This window comes from Aquibacillus halophilus, from assembly GCF_009649745.1.
Classification (GTDB): Bacteria; Bacillota; Bacilli; order Bacillales; family Amphibacillaceae; genus Aquibacillus; species Aquibacillus halophilus.
In genome coordinates this window covers 112,505-133,098 of record NZ_WJNG01000002.1, presented here as the reverse complement: position 1 = coordinate 133,098, position 20,594 = coordinate 112,505, and the positions used below count along the sequence as shown (strand labels likewise).

The window sequence follows — 20,594 nt, the reverse complement described above, 5'->3', positions numbered from 1 at the left end:
TGATGATAAGAATAAAACGAACACTTCTTGTTTTTACGGCTATCGTTCTTGTATTACCTTCATTTCTTGTAACTGCAGCATCAAATGACGAAGCTGAGATTTCTTATAAGGATGAAGTAGTGTATGCAACACTGAGCGCTACTGGTGAACAACAGGAAATCTATGTAGTTAACAATTTTGATATTAAAGAAGAAGGAACTGTCTTTGATTATGGTACGTACACAAGTCTTAAAAACTTAACAGATTTATCTGAAATGGAGCAAAACAATAATGTTGTCCAATTCTCTGCACCAAAAGGAAAATTTTATTACCAGGGAAATATGAATGAGCAACCCCTACCATGGGATATTAGCCTTTCTTATACCCTAGATGGTGAAAAAATTAACCCAGACGAACTACTGGGAAGTGAGGGACATGTAGAGATTCAAATTGAGACCTCTGCCAATGAGCAGGTAAATTCCGTTTTTCATAAAAACTATCTATTACAAATTTCTCTTACTCTTGACCCTGCTATCTATAGCAATATCGAAGCTCCTGATGGGACGATCGCAAACGCAGGCAAAAATAAACAGATTACCTTTACTGTTATGCCTGAAAAAGAGGGGAAATTTAGCGTTGCAGCTAATGTAGTCGATTTCGAGTTAAAGGGCATTGATATTTCAGCCGTTCCATCGTCCATGTCCATCGATTCGCCAGATATGGATGAGATGACTGGTGATATCGAATCCTTAACTGACGCCATTGCCGAAATCAACAACGGTGTCGGCGATTTAGAACAAGGAGTTTCAGAATTGAACGATGGTGTATTAGGCCTACGTAACGGGTCAGCGCAATACAAAAATGGAATATCAGAACTAAGTGGATCCTCTTCTGAGCTTGTTCATGCATCTAAATCAATAGATGAAGCACTAGTAACGATGAGTAATTCTCTAAGCAAAAATGCCGAACAGATGGATTTTAGTCAGTTAACAGAGTTACAAGAAGGACTTACCCAACTAGCAAAAGGACTGAATCAAACAGCAGATGGCTTAGATCTATTAAAAGAGAACTATGCTACTGCTTATAGTGCGCTAGATAAAGCAATAACAGCCATCCCTGATCATGAAATTAGTGAAGAACAAATCAAAGCCCTTTATAATATAATCGAAACAGAAGACACAGCTAATAAAAAAGTGGTTGACCAGTTGATTGAGACCTATTCTGCTGCGCGTACTGCAAAAGGAACCTACTCTTCTGTAAAGGAAGGATTTGACGCAGTCGATCCAACACTCACAGAAGTTAGTGGGTCTATTAGGAAAGTTGGAACAAATCTTACTTCGATGGCAACTGAGCTTTCGTCATCCCTAGAAAACATGAATGTATCCGAATCTTTTACACAGTTACAGGAGGGTTTAGCGACATTATCTGCCAACTATAAACAATTCCACTCTGGTTTAATAGACTATACAGGTGGTGTAGGACAGTTAGCCAATTCCTATCATGATTTACACGCTGGAACAGCAGAATTGTCGGGTGGGACGAGTGAATTAGAAGATGGTGTTGGTGAACTCTACAATGGTACAGCTAAATTAAAGGATTCAACTAGTGATTTACCGGAGCAGATGGAAGAAGAAATTGATCGTATGATTGCCGATTTTGAAAACAATGACTTCGAACCCGTATCGTTTGTTTCCTCCAATAACAATGAGAAAATCAATACGGTCCAATTTGTCATCAAAACCGAAAGCATTGAGAAAGAAGAACAAGCAACAACCGAAGAACAACCCGTCGAAGAAAAAGGATTCTGGGACCGCCTCTTTGATCTATTTCGTTAGTGGGACACGGGGACAGGCTCCTTGTCCCACTTAGATTCATAATAGAATTTCAAAAAAACAGGTATTCATGACCACGAATGGCATGAATACCTGTTTTTTCTATATCTTCATATGGGACAGAGGGACAGGCTCCCTGTCCCACCCTCCAACTAAAACAGAGGCAGACGAACCGTCCCTCTGTGTTTACAGCAAGCTTTCTTCTAATGTTTTCATTTGGTAAAGGTATCCTTTTTGTTGTATTAATTTTTGGTAGGGGCCTGACTCGATTATCTGTCCGTGGTCCATGACAATTATTTGGTCCATTTTTTCTAATCCTTTTAATCGGTGGCTAACCAAAATTAATGTGTCTTTTTCTGCTTGTGCCAGAACATGATCATAAATGGTTTGTTCTGTTTGAGCATCTAACGAGGATGTCGGTTCATCTAGTACCCATAGGTGTCCTTTTTTCAATAAAGCTCTTGCGATTGCTAGGCGTTGCTTTTCCCCACCAGAAAAGTTTTCTCCATTTTCTGATACATGATCATCAAGTGAAAATTGACCAAGTTTAACCTTTCCTAGTACAACTTTCATAATTTCATCGTCTAATTCAGGATCTGCCAGTAATAAATTTTCTCGGATTGTTCCATAAAAGAAATGATTCTCCTGTAACACAACTTTTGCTTGTTTCCAGATTGCAGGACCAGACACAGTAGAAACATCGTGTTTATTCAAGAAAATGTTCCCAGCCTGGACTTGCTGCATCTTTAAAATAAGCTGAAGCACGGTTGACTTACCAGATCCACTAGCCCCAACGATAGCCGTTTTTGATCCAGCTGGTATTTTAAACGAGAGATTGGGAATCGTTGTCCGCCAGTCTCCCCTGTAAGTGAATCTAATATCATCAAATAAAATCTCAGGTGCCGTGTCTAATAATTTTTCGACTGTGATTTCTGTTTGGTTTACTTGAATGTCCGGATCATCAACTACATCATACAACCGTGTTGATGCATCCCTGCTTTCCTGCATATAAATAGGAAAGACCGCCATCGGTGCTGCCGGTTCAAACACAGTTAACGAGATCATCACAAGCATTGCCAAAAAGATCCCTTCTAATGTTCCATTTGCAACCAAATAAGCGCCTGCAGCTAAAACAAACCAACTAACAATAAAGGTAATAAAACCATTGAATGATTGACTATAAACCTTGTTAATGTTTTCTCGTTTTTGTTCATTAATGTAGGATTCGGACTGGAATAACAGTTGGTCCTCTTTCGTTTGTAATTGTTGAAAAAGTTTTAAATCACGAAATCCGTACATCAATTCCGTAATTTCTGTGGAAAGATCTCCACGCTCCTGTCTCACTCTGCCATTGATCTTCATTTGTCTTAATGAGAACAAAGCAGGAATAACAATCGAAGTCAGCAAAAATCCTACTAACAAAATCACAGCGATAGTCAGTGAATAAAAACTGGTAAAGAAAATCGTACTAATAAAAACGAGTAATAAGACAATTGGTGGATAAAAAACACGCAAAAAGAAATTTTGTAAACTTTCCACATCACCGACGACTCGTCCTAGCAGATCACCACTTCGATATTTATGAAAGATATGTGGAACGAGCGGTTCTAATTTTTCAAAAAAAGCAACACGTAGATTACTTAAAATTGTAAATGTCGCGCGATGTGAATAAAGCCGCTCACCGTATTTAGCCCCCGCTTTTACAAAACCGAGCAATTTCACCGTTGATGTCAAGATAATTAATGCATAAAAAGGAGGAGTTAGGGCCGCTTTTGAAATAAGGTACCCACTGGCTGCAAACAGACCAACACTACTAATCCCAGCAATAAAGCCTAGAAAAATCGCGATTGAGATATCCTTTTTCTCCAAGAGCATCAACTTGATTACCTTTAATAGAGCGCTCATGCCTGTTCTCCCCCTTGTTGAATTGTGACCATTTTCCGGTAAGCAGGTAAACTATCCAACAATGTTTGATGTGTCCCTACTGCTAGTAGTTGACCATTTTCCAAAAAAAGAATTTGATCTGCACTTTTAATTGTATGCAGGCGATGTGCCACAGTAATAACTGTCGCCATCTCGTTTAGCTGCTCAATCGATTGTTGTAGTATCCTCTCTGTGGCTAAATCAAGTCCTCGCGTTGGTTCATCGAGTAAAACAATAGATGGCTTTTTAAGGAAAGCACGTGCAATGGATAGACGCTGTTTCTCTCCACTTGACAACCCTCGACCAGCTTCTCCGACCTTTGTGTCGTATTGTTTCTCTAACGATTCGATTAGCGGGGCAATACCAGCTAATTTTGCAGCCTGGCGAATCGCTTTTTCATCAACAGCCTCCGTTGTTCCCATTGCGATATTTTCGCCAATCGTACCAGAAAAAATATAAGGGTGTTGTGAAATATACGAGAGTTGACCCAGCCATGAGGTTTCCTTTAAAGTAACTAAATCCTGCTGATCAACTTTAATCGCGCCATGTTCAGGAGTGATCATACCTGCCAATAAATGGAGCAGGGTTGATTTACCAGCCCCACTTGCACCAACAATGGCGATCTTTTGTTTTGGTAAAAAGATCGTATCAATATCCTGGAGTTCAAATCCACTATCTGGATAGTGATAACTTAAATGATCCAAGTGAATTGTAGGTGGCATCTCTTGCTTAACTAACTCACTTTTCCCCCACCGAATCGTATCATCATCTTCATTAAATTCTTCCAAAACTTTTTTAGCGGCACCCATACTACTTCTTCCATTATGAAACGTAGTGCCGAGTTCCTTTAAAGCCGTGTAAAATTCTGGTACTAGAATTAAAATCACAAAAGCTGTATAAAAAGAAATGCTTTCATAGATAATCAGCTGGATCGCTAGTTCTAATGCAACAATGCCGATGCTTAGCATAGAAATTAGTTCAAGCATAAATGATTGGGTAAAAGCAACCTTCAAAATATCCATTGTTGTGTCCCGAAAGCCTAAACTACTTTTTTCAATTTCATCTTTCTGCTTTTTTGTTCGACCAAATAATTTTAACGTAACAAGCCCTTGCAAGGTGTCTAAAAAAGTGCCAGAAAAAGAAGCTAATTTTTCTAGCTTTTCTTCTGACTTTTTTTGTGTTTGGATACCAATTACAATCATAAAGACCGGAATAAATGGTGCCGTGATTAACAAGATAATGCCCGAATTCACATGCTGTGTAAAGATGACTATCATCGCAAGCGACGGTACGAAGGTACTTTGCATCACTTGTGGGATAAACTGGCTATAGAAACTGTCCATTTCATCGACGCCATCTAGGAGCATGCTTACCTTTTTACCTGTTTGCCCTTTTTCAGCAAGCTGTACCGGCTGCTTGGCATATTTAGTTAATAGCTCTTGACGAACATGACGTTTCACATCACTTGCGATGGAAACGCCAATTCGTTTACTCATATAATCAGATCCAGCCCTAATCAGTAACACAATCAACAATGCAATCAAGGCCGGTATAATAGCAGAAAATGACTGGTTTTTCAAAAAAACACCATCGACAATGCCTGTCATAAGAAATGCCTGTACAATAATCGCTACTCCTAGTACCAAAGCTAACCCTATTAAAAAGTAAATTCTTTTTTTATGCATCCACATTGTTTGCATTAAATTTTGCATGAACGGATCCGTCCTCTAATTTAAATTTTGGGTGCACAATTACTTTTTCCCTTTTGCATAATCCGCATTAAACAAGAATAGCTTCATCAGTAAAATGAGTGAAGGAACTAACAATAGTAATCCTCCAATGAAGGCAACGATCAAAGCAATTGCCATTGATTCATTCGTAACTCCTGTTTCAATGTGAATATACGGATCAAGCAAGTATGGATATTGTGCCATTCCGTAGCCAAAAAATGCGAAGAAAAATTGCAACATGATTGCGATAAATGCCATACCATAGTTTCTACCAATGTATAAAAGACCCATGGCAATTAAAAAGAAGCCCATTGATAAGCCAAACATCCACCATAACTCTAACATATTATCAAAATGGCGTTGGTTGCGCTGACTTAACGCAATCATAGTCGTAAGTGCCATAATAATCGTTGGCGTCGCCCAAAAAAGCGCCCATTTCCGTACTAAATTAAGTGCTGCTTCATCATTTGCGCGAGAAGCATAGTAAGTTAAGAAGCTAGCACTAATAAATAAAATAGCAGCGATAGCCAAGGCGACAATACTCCAAGCCAAAGGACTTGTGAATAATTCCCAATATTTAAGTGAGACAACACCATTTTCCTCGGTGATAAAACCGCCCTCTGAGATAGTCATCGCAACGGACAATGATGCAGGAATCAATAAACCTGTTGCACCATATAAAAACATGTAGACATTACTCTGTTTAGAGCCATAATTTTCAAATGCGTAAAACGATCCCCGAATCGCTATCAACACAATGGCAAAACTTGCTGGAACGAGTAGGGCCGATCCATAATAATAGGCGGTTGATGGAAAGAAACCAACGATACCAACAAAGAAAAACACAAGAAACACATTGGTAACTTCCCAAACAGGAGAAAGATATCTTGAAATTATTTGATTAATAATGTGATCACGTTTTGTCACTTTAGCATAATAGGCGAAAAAACCTGCACCAAAATCAATTGAGGCAACAATGACATAACCATATAAAAACAACCATAGTACTGTAATCCCTATTATTTCATAACTCATTTTTCATCCCCCTTATTAAGTTCAAGGTAGTGTTTCTCAAGTTCTAGTTCAACTGGATTATCTTTAAACAATTTCCTTAGTGTAATGACAAATAGTGTCCCAAGGACAAGATATAGAGCCAAAAACATAAAGAACATGTGTATGATATATGGAGAAGACGTTGCCGCTTCGTCTACGGTCATATACCCTCTTAATATCCAAGGCTGTCTTCCGAGTTCAGCAAATATCCAGCCGAATTCCACAGCTAACATCGCTAGTGGACCACTTAAAGCGAGCATCCAAAGCATAAATTTACTATGAGCGTTCCAGCGCTTAAATCTACTTAAAATAGCATAAAGAAACGAAATACCAATCAAGAACATACCAATGGTTACCATTAAATCAAACATATAGTGAATCCATAATGGTGGTCGCTCGTCCTCAGGTGTAGCTTCCAAACCGGTTACCTCACTCATAAAGTCCCCATGCGCTAAGAAACTCAGAGCACCAGGTATTCGAATAGCACCAACGACCTCATTTTCTTCATTTAGCCATCCAAATAAGAGTAAATCAGCATTTTCTTCTGTTTCAAAAAGCCATTCAGCTGCAGCTAATTTTTCGGTCTGATGCTTCGCTAGGTATTTCGCGGAAAAATCTCCTGCTACTGCAGTTAACACAGAGAAAATAAGCATCGATGCCACCGTCAATTTTAGCGCCTTTTTGTGATAATCTTCAGCACCTTTTTTACGTAATAATGCAATCGCAGCAATAGCTGCTAAAATAGCTGCAACAGTTAAATATGATCCGCCTAATACATGTGCAATTCTAGTAGGTGCCGATGGATTTAACATCGCTTCTATCGGATTAACAGCAGCAAATTTCCCGTTTTCCATGGTGAATCCAGCCGGTGAATTCATAAACGAATTTACAGTAGTAATAAATACAGCAGACATAGCCGCTCCGATTACCACTGGTAGGGAAATTAACCAATGCGTATATTTCCCTTTAAAACGATCCCACGTATATAAATAAATGCCTAGAAAAATAGCTTCAAAGAAAAAAGCAAAAACTTCCATAAATAATGGCAACGCAATGACATTACCTGCAAGTTGCATAAAATTAGGCCAAACTAAAGATAGTTGTAGTGCAATAGCTGTACCGGTAACTACACCGATTGCTACTGTTATGATAAATCCTCTTGCCCAACGTTTGGCAAGTAATTCATAATGTTTATCCTTCTTTTTAATCCCAATAAACTCAGCTAATGAAATAAATAATGGCACACCAACACCCAATGTCGCAAAGATGATATGAAAGGTTAGGGTCATTGCTGTAATTAATCTACTGACGGTGACTGTATCAAACTCCATTTATATTCCTCCCCGCATACATTAATAATATTAATAAGTGAAACATTACACATACTTTATTTATTTTAACATTTTTATCACTAGAGTAGTTACCCTTATACATTCTAAACTAAAACGTTTAAAAAGTTGTGAATAACAGATGTCCGTTTTGTGTCCTTTCTGTGACGAGTGATTTTAGGAACTATCTCCTTTTTAAAATAGCTTGTTAATCCCCATATGGTGGTGTTTTTAATAAGCGATTCCTCTTTGTTCCATTAGAGGGAAATTGTTGTTAATCAAGTTATTCGTCCATAAAAAAAAGCCCACCCGAATTGGACAGCTATCCATGTGGGTCAGACTTTCAAAATATGCAGGATAAATTTCCTAAAAATGAATGATAGTGATACGAGAACTGATGCTTTATGTTTTCACTTCTGGAATCAACTTTTTTCTTTGAAAGCATTATCCAAATCTTTTCCGATATCCGCATTTTCTACATAATTCTTCAACGGCCACTCTTTGTGAAAAACCATCTACTAGTTTTGTTGCTCTGTCCCCTTCTATAATATCTGAAAATGAAGAGTTATTGATGTTACCAAGGTTTATTACACCTTCTCCGTCTAAACAACAAGGGACTACCGTTCCGTTTGTTAGTATGCCGGCTTGATTTCGCAGACCATAACAGAAACCTTTACCGTCATCCTCTTCCTCCTCTAATGAAGGCCATTGAAATTCGTAGTCTTGATTGATATAGATACGGTCTGTAATTTTTATACCACTCCCAGGTGTGATTTTCTCTTCAATTTTATATGGCAACTCAAATTCCGTTTCGATTATTTCTAGTATTTGGCGGTTACGTTGCCTTTCGGCGTTCGATAGATTATCTTGTGAGAGATTCCATAATCTCAGAGAAACAATCAAATCCGATTGAATTGTAGCTTCTTTAATAAAAGAAAGTACACTGCTCACGTATCCTTCCTTATCTACTGAACCTTCATGGCCATCAAAACTGTGAAGAGAAAAATTCATCTGCCTTAGAGCAGGCTTATTGAATAATTGATGCTTCCTTTTATTAATTAATGTTCCATTGGTCGTAATATTAACCTTGAACCCTTTCTCATGACTTACATCTAACAATTGATCAATCTTAGGATGAAGCAGTGGTTCACCTTTGACATGTAAATTAATATAATCTGTGTGGGGCTTAATTTGGTCTAACCGCTTCGAAAACTCCTCAACAGAAACGAATTGTCTCGTTCTTATTGTAGGAGGACAAAAGCTACAAGCAAGATTACATACACTAGTAATTTCCAAGTAAAACTTCTTAAACTTTTTCAAGTTGGCTTTCCTCATTTCTTACTAGGATGGATGTGTATTGGGAAAGTATTCTATTTACCATCATAGCGCGATCATTTGGCTTTGGAAAGCTAATGTTGCATTAACCATGACAAAATCATGACCAAGTCAGTTTAAATAAATGTTAAGACAATTTTCTATTAACACTATCCTCCATATTGTTTACCTTAACTTGACCTGGCTTTATACACCTTAATACTTTCGTCAATCGAAGCATGAATCTTATTCACTGGCCGGCAATTCTTTATTTCCCAAGAAATTTACATTTCTCTATGCTTGAAATTGTTATATAATCGTAAAAAGGAAAGGAGAGGAAGTAATGGAAACAAAAGAAAAAAGTTTATATATTGGTTTAGGTGTTCTCATCGGCTTCGGTATCGGATTATTGTCTTTTAAAAATATCAAAATCATCAATATTGGTCATCTTGATAAGATAACATTAGTTCAAAGGAACGATAGGGATGAGGATTAAAACTAAAACTATTTTAGTTCGAAGATTTCTCAATACTTTTTTCGTACAATCCCTTCACCTAACATTCATTACAGATTCTACTTTGAAACGTAAAAATCCAACAAAAATTATTAACTTTAGCTAAAAAATATGAGGGCCGAACCGCAAGATTATTTCTATTATCTGATGATTCAACCTTTTTAAGTGGTATATTCGTAACAATTGACGGTAATGCGTGTGTAAACGCTATAAATCCACAAGTATGAGAAGATATTTTTAAGAATATCTATCTATCACTCTGTCACATTACGAATTCAGATCAAAATTTCTATTATTCTACCCTGAATCTGAAAGTTTTCACCCCAAATAATTCACTTTTCACTTGAATTTTTTAAGAACTCGCCCTAAAATTCAGATTATTCGCCTAAACACTTCTGTGACCTGATTTTCGCGAAAAAAAAGTAGACCCCGTACATGGACAAATTTCCATAAACAGGGCCTTACCTTAATTAATAGCCTTTAAATTGATTTTATTGCCTCTTGAATCGGCGTTGTTCCAGTTACAACCTGAAATTCCTTGCCAATCGTTGACTCATTTTCTAAACAACCAACAATAACGCTCGCGATATCCTCGCGTGGAACTTTTCCTCTTTCCACTTCGGAAGCAGCCTGTACTTGACCTGTTCCTTTATCATTTGTGAGTCCTCCAGGATGGACTATTGTATAATCTAAATCGGTTGATCTTAACCACACGTCTGCGTAATGCTTTGCTACCACATATGGTGCAAAGGATTCAGGCGCAGCCTGAATAGCTTCACGTGTTGTGTCAAACGAACTAACCATAACAAACCGCTTCACCCCAGCCACTTTGGCTGCCTCGATTGTTTTCACAGCACCATCTAAATCAATTAACATCGTTTTATCAGGTCCTGTGTGAGGTCCAGATCCAGCCGTAAACACAATCGCATCCACTCCTTGAGCAGCTTTTGCAATTGTATCAATATCATCTTCTTCCAGGTCAACCAATACCGTTTCGGCACCTAAATCTTCTAGAAGTGAGGCTTGCCCCTGTTTTCGGATCATTGCTTTTGCTTCAAGGTTGTTACTATCTTTAATGAATGAAACAACATGTTTTCCAATTTGACCATTTGCTCCAACTACTAGTACCTTCATTTTCTCCACCCTTTCAAAATAATTAATTTGGGACAATTTCCATCTGTCAATCCCCTTATAATTATCCTAAACCCACAGAAGGCCGATGTCCACCGAAGGGACCTCGGCGGGACATAGGGACAGGTCCCTTGTCCCTATCGTTTCTCAACTTTATTTAATCTACGGGGCAAACGAAAAGTAAGTGAAAGCAACGATAAATAAAACGAAATGACCAACCCAAATATAAACAATACTAAATAGGATATCAAAACTAGTTAAACTCGATTTTAACCAGGATTGCTTTTCCAGAGCGGCTTTTATCTAGCAATAATTAATCATTCCAAGTAACTAGATTCCTAAAACAATCAAACTAGGTGCCACCCATTCCCCAACAGGTACCGAAGCTACCGTACGTTCTTCAAACAAACCGGATTGTAGTTTTATCATTTAACTAACAATAATTAATGCCGCCAAAAGCAGGCCACCAATGCTACCAATCCACTTCTTTTCTATCCTACTAGAACCAATTAATACGCACTAGTCAATTACAGTGAATAAGACAAATAGAATATAATCAATCATTCACATCCCCTTCAAAAGTGTTATCAAGCGCTTTGACCATTATAAAGTCAATTTGTTTTTCATCACCCATATAAAAAGAGTGTGCTTCTGTATGAACGAAATCCATTTTCTTATAAAAAGAAATAGCATTTTCGTTTTTTTCCCATACGCCTAACCAAATATTCTTTTTGTCACCTTTCATTGCAATATTAATAGCTTTATTTAGGAGGTATTTACCGAGTCCATGTCTTTGAAAGTTTTTCTTTATGTAAATCCTCTCGATTTCAAGTGATTCATCACCCATTTTTTCCGACTGAGCGTCATTAGTGTTGACCTTTAAATATCCAGCAAGTTCATCATTAAAATAAATGAAAAAGAATTGAGAAGAAATAGTCGCTATTTCTTTCTCTAATTGTTTTATGTTAAATGCCCTTTCCAAATAAGAACTCATATTTTCGGGCGAATTCTGATCCTTAAAGGTCTCAATGAAAGTTTCATAACTGATTTCTTGAAGTTTGTGTAAATCTTTTTTGGTACACTTTTTTATATTTATAGTCATTTAAAAATCTTCCTCCTTTATATAATCAATAATTTCTCTTGTTTCCCTTTTTTACAAATTCCCAGTCAGTTTCTATATTTCTTCTTACTCGTTGAAGAAGATTGAAAATGATCTCTACCTCTTCTTCTGAAAGTCCCTCTAAGGCAACGATATTTGAATAATCATTTTCTCCCTTTATAAATGGATAAACATTTTCACCTTTCATTGTTGGGAAGAGTTTTTTAATTTTCTTGTTATGTTTATCGCCTTTCTTTTCAATAAAACCCTTCCCTTCAAGTTTTTTTATAGCTCGGGCAGCTGTAGTTCGGTCGACCTTTATCATCTCAGCTAACTTTTCTTGTATGATTCCTGGATTTTCACATATTCGGACAATGTATAAATATTGCCCTTTTGTAAGGTCATATTCTTTAAATTCTATGTTGCTTATAGAATCAAGCGCCCTTGCAATCATTCCAATTTCCCTAAGAATTTCCTTCATAATTAACTCCTCAGCACATATTTTTGTTGTAAATACAATAAAAACAATAACATATATTAAATTTATCCTTTCTTTGTTGTATTTGCAACAAAAATAACGATAAAGTCTATTAGAAAAAATCGATAGGATAAATTAAGCTAAGGATGATCAATACAATTGAAATCTTACATTATAATGTAAAATCAATAGAAATTTTAAAAAACTAGAACATGAGAATGAGACAGACTCCATTAATCCTGTTAACAGGGACACCATATGATAAACTATTAATTATTGGATTGTATCGAGATAACTGGGACAAGAAACCTGTCCCCCTGTCCCGGTAGTTGGAGGGGTTTTATTGAAGGTTATTGTAGACTATTTTAAAAGAATAACTTATAAACAAATAATTATGTGCAGCTTATTAGCAGTTTTGTTTACCGTATCTATGCTTTTTGTTCATCATAACTATGCCTTCTATGAACGGCCGATTGCTAAAGTGATTGAAACGAATTTATTAGATACAACCGAAATTATCGATGACAATGATAATGAAGATTATCTTTATACGCAGCAAATAACCGCAGAAATTAAAAATGGAGATGAAAAAGGAGAACTGATTCAGTTTACTAATGAATATTCCACTTCAAAAGCCTATGATCAAGAGTACCATGTTGGAAATGAACTTTTCGTTTCCATTGATAGAAGTATAGAAGAAAATGAGATTTTGACCGGAACGATAAATGATGTAAAGCGTGATAAATACGTCTTGATGATCTCGTGGATCTTTATCTTTACGCTACTTATCATTGGAAAAAAACAAGGACTGTTCTCGATTATAAGTTTAGCGGTTAATGCTAGTTTGTTATCCTACGCATTGGATGTTTATATCCAAACTGCAAACGCCAGTCTATTATTTATATCCGGGATTACCGTTATTTTATTCACAGCCATTTCATTATTACTTGTGAATGGTTTTAATGAAAAAACCTACGCAGCAATTGTCGCGACCTTACTAGGAACTTTTATTTCCCTGTCGATTGCTTATCTAGTTATGGACTTAACCTCAGAAAGTGGCCTGCAATATGAGGAAATGGGTTTTCTAACTCGTCCACCACAAGTGGTGTTTATGGCAGGGGTACTAATCGGTTCGCTAGGAGCTGTGATGGATGTTGCGATTACGATGTCTTCTTCAATCTTTGGATTATATGAAAAGAATAACAACATACCAGTAAAGGCACTAAAAACCTCGGGCATGGAAATTGGAAAAGATATTATGGGAACCATGACAAATATTTTGTTTTTTGTCTATATAGGTGGCTCCATCCCAACACTTATCTTGTATTTAAAAAATGCTTATCCATTACCGTTTACTCTCTCCATGAACCTATCACTGGAAGTGGCCCGGGCTCTAGCAGGTGGGATTGGTATTGTAATAACAATTCCAATCGGTTTATATACAGCTCTATTTTTCATTAATCGAAAGCGGGCGAAATCATGAATGTATTAGTGTGGCTAACAGCTATTTTATTTTTATTGATGGTCTTAGTTGGTGGGAGTAAAGGGGCAAGGTCGTTTATTGCTTTATTCTTAAATTTTAGTGTGCTATTTATTACAATCATGATTATGTTAGATCCAACGGCCGACCCAATCATTTTAACCATTATTTCAAGTGCAATCATTAGTTGTATTACACTTTTTTTTATTAATGAAGTGAATAGTACAACAAAAGCAGCATTTGCTTCTACGGTAATCACGATTGTCATTTTAATCTTTTTTATTGTGATGATAACAGAATTAGCTATGATTCAGGGATTTGGTGAAGAAGAAATCGGAGAGCTTTATATATTTTCTTTCTATATAGGAGTAGATTTCGTTAAAATTGCTGCTTCCGTGATTATTATAAGCACTATCGGCGCCATTACAGATATTGCCATTTCCATTGCATCTCCTATGCGTGAAATACTTCATCATAATCCGTCCATTAGTAGAAAGGAATTATATGAATCAGGATTAAGTATTGGAAGGGATATCTTAGGCACAAATACTAATACGTTATTTTTCGCCTTCTTTGGGGGATATTTGGCGCTACTTATCTGGTTCAAGGATTTAAATTACTCTTTTGGAGAAATCATAAATTCAAAGGTATTTAGTACTGAAATAATCACGATTCTTTGTGCAGGCATCGGTATCGCTTTAGTTATTCCAATTACCTCCTCAATTACTGCTTATTATTTAGTGAAAGTAAGAGAAAAAGAGGGAGATCTATCTAAATAGGAAGTCGATCTCAGGACGATATAAACAAAAGAGTCAGTTACCCTTGGTTAACATTTATCACCAGGAGAACTGACTCTTTTGTTTATCCTATAACTGGGACAAGGAGCCTGTCCCTCTGTCCCTCACTACTGTTCGTGCATAGCGATCGTGTGGTAATACTTCTCCTTCTTGGTCTTCAAAGGCTTTGGCATTTTTCAAGTAATCAAACGTGCTCACCGTATCCCGGTAAACCATTCGATTTATTATTTGACTAGACGTTAGTTCAGTACCCTCTTCACCAGTAAGAACCAACCCCATTTTTTTGTAGCCAATAGTTTGACCACTCTTGCGCAACTGTAGGAATTCAAGCGACCACATTATAGTTGTCGGAGTGACTAAAGCATGGAAAGCTTCACTTTTTATTTTTTTTCGCAACAAATATTCAACTCCAACAGTAACCGCAGTAGAGATAGCTATATCAATCAAATACGCCTTCATACGTTTTTTCAAAACAGACTTCATTACTCTTCCTCCTCCTTTTCGGGACAGGGGGACAGGCTCCATGTCCCAGTTTGATTGCTAACTAAAACCTCACAATGTAATTACATCACCAATTTAAACATACCAGCTACAACCTGCTGACCCTTGTCTACAGGTTGTAGCTATTACATCATACATTGCTTATTCCCTATACCTTATTGCTAATCCTTTTAAGAAATTACGAGCGTATCGATCGCCACACTCCATATAATTCTTATGTCCCTCTTTTCTAAGTATTGCACTTAGTTCTCCCTTAGTTACCGTGACACCTGCTTCTTCTAATATATCAAGCATATCCTCACTAGTTAACATTAGTGCTATTTTCAGCTTCTTAAGCAATACATTGTTAACACTTCGATTATTTTTGATAGACATGGCTGGTCTCTCCGGTTGGCCTGGCTTCGGTTCTTGCTTTCCTCTTTTAACTATAATCAATCCATTTAAAAATGACTCCAATGTTGAATTATCACATTCTATATTTTCCTCAGTTTCATCTAAATCAATATCATCGTAACTATCCTTTGATTTTATCAGTAGCTTTTGCACTTCTTCCCTTGTTACTTCAACACCACCAAGCTTAAAGATCTCTACCATATCTGTATCTTTTATGTCTAGAGCATACCGTAATCGAATTAATATATCATTATTATTCATATCCATCTTTGAAAAACCTCCTAACGAAGCATAAGTGAGCATAGGGACAAGTTCTTATGCTTATAACTTGTATGCTTTCGACTCAAATTTATTGTTTGAAAGGATTATTTCACGAATACCCTAACAAATCAATTAAAAGGTACCCGAATATGCTTGTCATAAGTGAGTTTATTATAAACTGGTCGCAAGGATTTTTCATAAATTGATCAGCCGAACTTCTTAAGATCCTCGCAAAAATAAACAGCTATACTAACTTCAATCCATCATCAGTACCGGCTTAATCACCATGCCTTTTTGACTAGCGTCCATCGCTTCGTTAATCTCTTTGAATGAAAAAAAACGTATTAGCATATCAAATGGGAATTTCCCTTCTCGATAGTAGTCAATTAACTGCGGAATAAACACCTGTGGAATCGCACCTCCTGCATCAACATGGCCCCATGACTTTCCTTCATTTCGTTCTTTTTGAGTAAGTACAATTAAGCCACCACCTACGCCACATGCTGTTGCTCCATTGTTCAACACTGCTTGCAATACGGTCAGAAGCTTCTGACTTCCTGTTGTATCAAAGCCATAGTCAACACCATCACAACTATCCAGAATAGTTTCTTCCAAATCAGAACTTGCATCTCCATTGATACAATGGGTAGCACCTACTTGCCTCGCCATATCCAGTTTAAATTCTAGTCTATCAACAGCAATAATTGGATCGCACCCAGAAATTTTGGCAGCCATCACTGACGCAAGTCCTACGCTACCAACACCAAAGACAACGAATGCTTTTCCTTTGTCGGGTTTAAGATAATTTAGCACTGTACCTGCTCCAGTCATCAATCCACAGCCAAGTGTCCCCACCATCCTCAGATCCAATTCCTCATCAATTTTAGTGATGCTATGTTTATGACATACCGCATAGCTAGCAAATGCACCCTGACGCATTAAAGCCGAAATAGAAGTACCATTAGTAGTAGCCAGTGGTGAGGTATTGTCTGTACGAAAGCCGTGAAAGAATTGAGAAAAATGATCACATTCATACGTTTTCCCTTCCTTACATGCTTCACATTCACCACAATACGTGTAGGCTAGGACCACATGATCACCAATTTTTACATTTTTTACATTTGTACCTACTTTTTCGATAATGCCGCTACCTTCATGACCTAGCACTGTTGGGTAATAACTACTATTGTCACGTATGGAAATATCAGTGTGACAAATACCACAAGCTATCACTTTTACAAGAACCTCGTCTGGCCTAGGCTCCTCCAAATCCACCTCGGTTAACACAGTTTCTTCATTTGGTCTAAATTGAACCGCCGCTTGACTCTTCATCTCCTTCACAACCCTTTCAAACTTATAACTAACTAGCCTACTTATTCCCTGTCAAAGAGGCACAAAAACACAGGGACGGTTCTTTTGCCTCCAACTAACTCCACCGCCAGCCTTTAACTCTTGTTGTAAAGGATTACTTTTCTTTTTACTAATAGTTAATATCCCCTTGACAATCCAAACCAATTTTTCTAAGAATAATGTCTTTCAAAAACTAATTCCATTCTACCCCTCTCTTTCCTTTTTAATGTATAGTAGGATTAGAACATAGAGGTCTTTTTTTATGTGAAAGGGGATGTATGATGAGAAAAATTATCTTATCAACAGAAAGTGGAGCTGATTTACCAGAAGACTTGGCGACCAAATATAATGTACAAGTAGTTCCAATGCACGTCGTCATGGATGGCCAAGATTATTTAGATGGTTCGTTACTAGTAGAGGATATTTACGACTATTATGACCGTACTAAAAAAATACCCTTTACTACGTCTACGAATCCACATGAATACCATGATTTCTTTACAAGGATAAGAACTGAATTCCCTAACTGCATCATTGTACATATTGGTTATACATCAAAGGCATCTTCTTCCTTCCAGAATGCGTTGATTACAGCCGAAGAATTTGATGATCTTTTCCTAATTGATGCTTTGAATGTGACAGGTGGATTAGCTGCTATCGTGATGTATGCTGCTACCTTGTTAGAGGACGAGCCTGCAATTGAACCTGAGAGATTAGTTGATAAAATTGAATCAATAGTTCCTAAATCACGACTGGCTTTCGTACCTGGTAGCTTAGAATTTTTGAGAGCAGGTGGACGAGTCAGCAATGTGGCATATCTTGGAGGGGCTTTGTTAAAAATCAAGCCACTGATAGAATTAATTGATGGTAAACTGGTTTCAACTAAGAAATACCGTGGGAAGATGAGCGGAGTTACCGAAAAATTAATGCAAGATTATTTGAATCAATACGATATTGATAGAGAACAACTTTACTTTATTTATTCCATCGGCCTTGACGAGAGTATTAAGTTACGAATGGATGAAACTGCAAAAGAAAATGGTTTCAACAACGTAAAATGGATCCAAGCTGGAGCTATGATTTCTACTCATGCTGGGCCAGGGGGCATCGGGATTGCAGGAATAGAGGTTTAGACTGGATTATGTGACAGTTCTCTATCAAAAGTCAATACAATCTAGGAGCTCCATTTAAAAAGCAGATAACCGCCCCAACTAAAGAGGTGATAATAGCATGAAGTTAAATCCAGATACGCAATACATTAGAGAGGCCAACCTTAAAGAAGAGCTTATTTCTTCATATGATGCATTCCCACTTTCTCTACCAATCATTCAGAATTTCACAGAGTTACTATTTCACCCAAATATCACTTACATTATCGGTGAAAATGGAATGGGCAAGTCTACTTTGTTAGAGGGGATTGCAATTGCATTGGGATTTAATCCTGAAGGTGGTACATTAAACTTCAACTTTTCCAGTTATAATTCACACTCAAATTTAGACCATTACCTCCGGTTAGTGAAAGGAGTGAATAGGGCAAAGGATAGCTTCTTTTTTAGGGCAGAAACCTTCTATAATGTTGCTACAAATATCGAGGAATTAGATAAAGAGCCATTGTCCGGTGGTAAAATCATTGATTCGTTTGGAGGAAAATCACTACACGAACAATCTCACGGGGAATCATTTTTCGCAGCATTTACCGAGCGCTTTCAAGGTAATGGTCTGTACATCTTGGATGAGCCTGAAGCAGCCTTGTCACCATTAAGGCAACTGTCGATGTTATCAAGAATCAATGAGCTTATCAATCAGGGGTCTCAATTTATTATATCTACCCATTCTCCAATTATTATGGCTTACCCAAATTCGAAAATTCTTCAACTAACTGAAGACGGAATGACTGAAGTAAGTCTTGAGGATACCTATCATTATTCTATAATGAAACAATTTTTTGAGGATAGGGATCGCTTACTTCATCATCTTTTTGAATGAGGTGTAAAGGGGACGCTTTCTGCTTTGAAAAGTATACTGGCATTACAATGCAAGAAAGTCTAAAGTCGTCCCCACCATTCACCTCGAGGCAACAAAAAACTGAAATTCAAATCAAACTAAGAATCTCTCCTTATTGCTAAATCATACGATTGGTAACAATTCCTTGTATTTGGTTGATCTTTTCTTCTAACATAGGGATAGTCTCGTCGTTTACATCATTTTCAATATCAACCATCGTATAGGCATATTCTCCGCGGCTTCTGTTAACCATATCAGCGATGTTTAAATTAAAGCTTGAAATAACAGAAGTGATCTGCCCAACCATGTTCGGGATATTTTGGTGAAAAGCGGTCACACGTCGCCTTCCAATGTAAGGCAGGTTCGTGTTAGGAAAATTCACTGAGTTTTGAATATTACCTGTCTCCAAAAATTCTTTCACTTGACGAGCTGCCATCTTTGCACAGTTTTCCTCTGATTCAATAGTGGAAGCACCAAGATGTGGAAATGAAACTGCATTTTTCATTTTCAAAACATTCTCATTTGGAAAGTCCGTAATGTACTTACCCACTTGCCCACTTTCAAGCGCGATTTTCATTGCCTTTTCATCGACAAGTCCACCACGTGAAAAATTCAATATATGGACATCCGGCTTCATGATACCAAATGTTTTTTCGTTAAACATTCCTACTGTGTCATCAGTTAAGGGAACATGGACAGTAATGTAATCAGCGTTAGCAAACAATTGCTCAATCGTACCGGCACGCTGCACATTGCGCGACAAGTTCCAAGCCGTATCAACAGAGATGAACGGGTCAAATCCTATCACATCCATACCTAAACCGAGTGCATCATTTGCTACGAGCGCACCAATCGCCCCTAATCCGATGACACCTAGAGTTTTCCCTCTAATTTCTTTTCCAACAAACTGTTTCTTGCCTGTTTCAACAAGCTTTGAAATTTGTTGATCTTGGCCTTCTAATTCTCTTGTCCAGGCAACACCGGCAAACAGATTACGAGAAGAAGCCATTAATGATGTTAATACAAGTTCTTTAACCGCGTTCGCATTGGCTCCTGGAGTATTAAAAACGACAATTCCTTGCTCAGTATATTGCTCGACAGGAATATTATTGACCCCAGCTCCAGCCCGTGCTATTGCTTTCAAATTGTTGCCTGGCTCTATTGCATGCATATTAAAACTACGGACAATAATTGCATCTGGATTCTCATTCTCATCATCGAGTAAATAGTTTTCTCTAAGGACGTCTAACCCAGTTTCTGCTATATTATTTAACGTTTTAATTGTTTTTACTTTTTCTAAGACCATCATAGTCATATCATTTCCTCCTCTTAATTATTAAGATTTAAGCAAGGAAGACCTTGCCATCCGCCATTTCCATGAAATTTTGTCTTTACTATCTTGCTTACCATACGAATAGTATCGACTA

Annotated in this window: 18 protein-coding genes; 6 read left to right on the top strand and 12 right to left on the bottom strand. The window is 37.3% G+C overall.

Annotated elements, in window-relative coordinates; all coding sequences use genetic code 11:
- Window positions 1–2: 2 nt before the first annotated feature.
- Window positions 3–1,814 carry a YhgE/Pip domain-containing protein gene (locus GH741_RS01905; protein WP_153735088.1) on the top strand — a complete coding sequence of 604 codons (1,812 nt, stop codon included), beginning with the start codon at window positions 3–5 and terminating at the stop codon, window positions 1,812–1,814.
- Window positions 1,815–1,997: 183 nt separating this feature from the next.
- Here GH741_RS01905 and cydC read toward each other — a convergent pair whose 3' ends face one another.
- From cydC to GH741_RS01880, 5 genes are all read right to left on the bottom strand, one after another.
- Window positions 1,998–3,716, bottom strand: a complete 1,719-nt coding sequence (gene cydC, locus GH741_RS01900) for a thiol reductant ABC exporter subunit CydC (protein WP_153735087.1) — start codon at window positions 3,714–3,716, stop codon at window positions 1,998–2,000.
- Entirely contained in the window at window positions 3,713–5,446 is a 1,734-nt protein-coding gene (cydD, locus tag GH741_RS01895; RefSeq protein ID WP_153735086.1) for a thiol reductant ABC exporter subunit CydD, read from the bottom strand. The genes cydC and cydD overlap by 4 nt, the downstream gene beginning before the upstream one ends.
- Window positions 5,447–5,485: 39 nt before the next feature.
- Window positions 5,486–6,499 (bottom strand): cytochrome d ubiquinol oxidase subunit II, encoded by a 1,014-nt coding sequence (locus tag GH741_RS01890; protein ID WP_153735085.1) that lies wholly within the window; start codon window positions 6,497–6,499, stop codon window positions 5,486–5,488.
- Window positions 6,496–7,848: a cytochrome ubiquinol oxidase subunit I gene (locus GH741_RS01885; RefSeq protein WP_153735084.1), complete on the bottom strand. Its 1,353-nt coding sequence runs from the start codon at window positions 7,846–7,848 to the stop codon at window positions 6,496–6,498. Before GH741_RS01885 ends, GH741_RS01890 begins: the two co-directional genes overlap by 4 nt.
- A 441-nt stretch (window positions 7,849–8,289) precedes the next feature.
- Entirely contained in the window at window positions 8,290–9,165 is an 876-nt protein-coding gene (locus tag GH741_RS01880) for a radical SAM/SPASM domain-containing protein (RefSeq protein ID WP_153735083.1), read from the bottom strand.
- A 337-nt stretch (window positions 9,166–9,502) separates the two neighbouring features.
- On the opposite strand from GH741_RS01880, the gene GH741_RS01875 reads away from it, so the two are divergent.
- On the top strand, window positions 9,503–9,655 hold the full coding sequence (locus tag GH741_RS01875) for a hypothetical protein (RefSeq protein ID WP_153735082.1): 153 nt from the start codon (window positions 9,503–9,505) through the stop codon (window positions 9,653–9,655).
- 498 nt (window positions 9,656–10,153) lie between these two features.
- On the opposite strand, the gene GH741_RS01870 is transcribed toward GH741_RS01875, so the two are convergent.
- The 3 genes from GH741_RS01870 to GH741_RS01860 form a co-directional block, all read right to left on the bottom strand.
- On the bottom strand, window positions 10,154–10,807 hold the full coding sequence (locus GH741_RS01870; protein WP_153735081.1) for an SDR family oxidoreductase: 654 nt from the start codon (window positions 10,805–10,807) through the stop codon (window positions 10,154–10,156).
- Window positions 10,808–11,360: 553 nt separating this feature from the next.
- Complete coding sequence (gene paiA, locus GH741_RS01865; protein WP_153735080.1) at window positions 11,361–11,906, bottom strand: spermidine/spermine N(1)-acetyltransferase; 546 nt, start codon at window positions 11,904–11,906, stop codon at window positions 11,361–11,363.
- Between the two features lie 25 nt (window positions 11,907–11,931).
- Entirely contained in the window at window positions 11,932–12,384 is a 453-nt protein-coding gene (locus GH741_RS01860) for a MarR family winged helix-turn-helix transcriptional regulator (RefSeq protein WP_153735079.1), read from the bottom strand.
- 349 nt (window positions 12,385–12,733) lie between these two features.
- Between GH741_RS01860 and GH741_RS01855 the strand changes: the two genes are divergently transcribed.
- Complete coding sequence (locus GH741_RS01855; protein WP_420809381.1) at window positions 12,734–13,864, top strand: YibE/F family protein; 1,131 nt, start codon at window positions 12,734–12,736, stop codon at window positions 13,862–13,864.
- Window positions 13,861–14,640: a YibE/F family protein gene (locus tag GH741_RS01850; protein ID WP_153735078.1), complete on the top strand. Its 780-nt coding sequence runs from the start codon at window positions 13,861–13,863 to the stop codon at window positions 14,638–14,640. The genes GH741_RS01855 and GH741_RS01850 overlap by 4 nt, the downstream gene beginning before the upstream one ends.
- Window positions 14,641–14,727: 87 nt before the next feature.
- On the opposite strand, the gene GH741_RS01845 is transcribed toward GH741_RS01850, so the two are convergent.
- The 3 genes from GH741_RS01845 to GH741_RS01835 form a co-directional block, all read right to left on the bottom strand.
- Window positions 14,728–15,141 carry an RDD family protein gene (locus GH741_RS01845; protein WP_153735077.1) on the bottom strand — a complete coding sequence of 138 codons (414 nt, stop codon included), beginning with the start codon at window positions 15,139–15,141 and terminating at the stop codon, window positions 14,728–14,730.
- 159 nt (window positions 15,142–15,300) lie between these two features.
- Window positions 15,301–15,819, bottom strand: coding sequence for a YehS family protein (locus GH741_RS01840; RefSeq protein ID WP_153735076.1), 519 nt, complete (start codon window positions 15,817–15,819; stop codon window positions 15,301–15,303).
- 249 nt (window positions 15,820–16,068) lie between these two features.
- Entirely contained in the window at window positions 16,069–17,145 is a 1,077-nt protein-coding gene (locus GH741_RS01835) for an NAD(P)-dependent alcohol dehydrogenase (protein WP_205677302.1), read from the bottom strand.
- A gap of 299 nt (window positions 17,146–17,444) precedes the next feature.
- Here GH741_RS01835 and GH741_RS01830 point away from each other — a divergent pair, with 299 nt between their 5' ends.
- Both GH741_RS01830 and GH741_RS01825 read left to right on the top strand, forming a co-directional pair.
- A complete protein-coding gene (locus tag GH741_RS01830) occupies window positions 17,445–18,296 on the top strand; it encodes a DegV family protein (RefSeq protein WP_153735074.1) in 852 nt (283 codons plus the stop codon).
- 97 nt (window positions 18,297–18,393) lie between these two features.
- Window positions 18,394–19,149 carry an AAA family ATPase gene (locus GH741_RS01825; protein WP_153735073.1) on the top strand — a complete coding sequence of 252 codons (756 nt, stop codon included), beginning with the start codon at window positions 18,394–18,396 and terminating at the stop codon, window positions 19,147–19,149.
- A gap of 136 nt (window positions 19,150–19,285) precedes the next feature.
- Here GH741_RS01825 and GH741_RS01820 read toward each other — a convergent pair whose 3' ends face one another.
- The gene (locus tag GH741_RS01820) at window positions 19,286–20,482 is read right to left on the bottom strand and encodes a phosphoglycerate dehydrogenase (RefSeq protein ID WP_153735072.1); all 1,197 of its coding nucleotides are present in this window, start codon (window positions 20,480–20,482) and stop codon (window positions 19,286–19,288) included.
- Window positions 20,483–20,594: the final 112 nt, after the last annotated feature.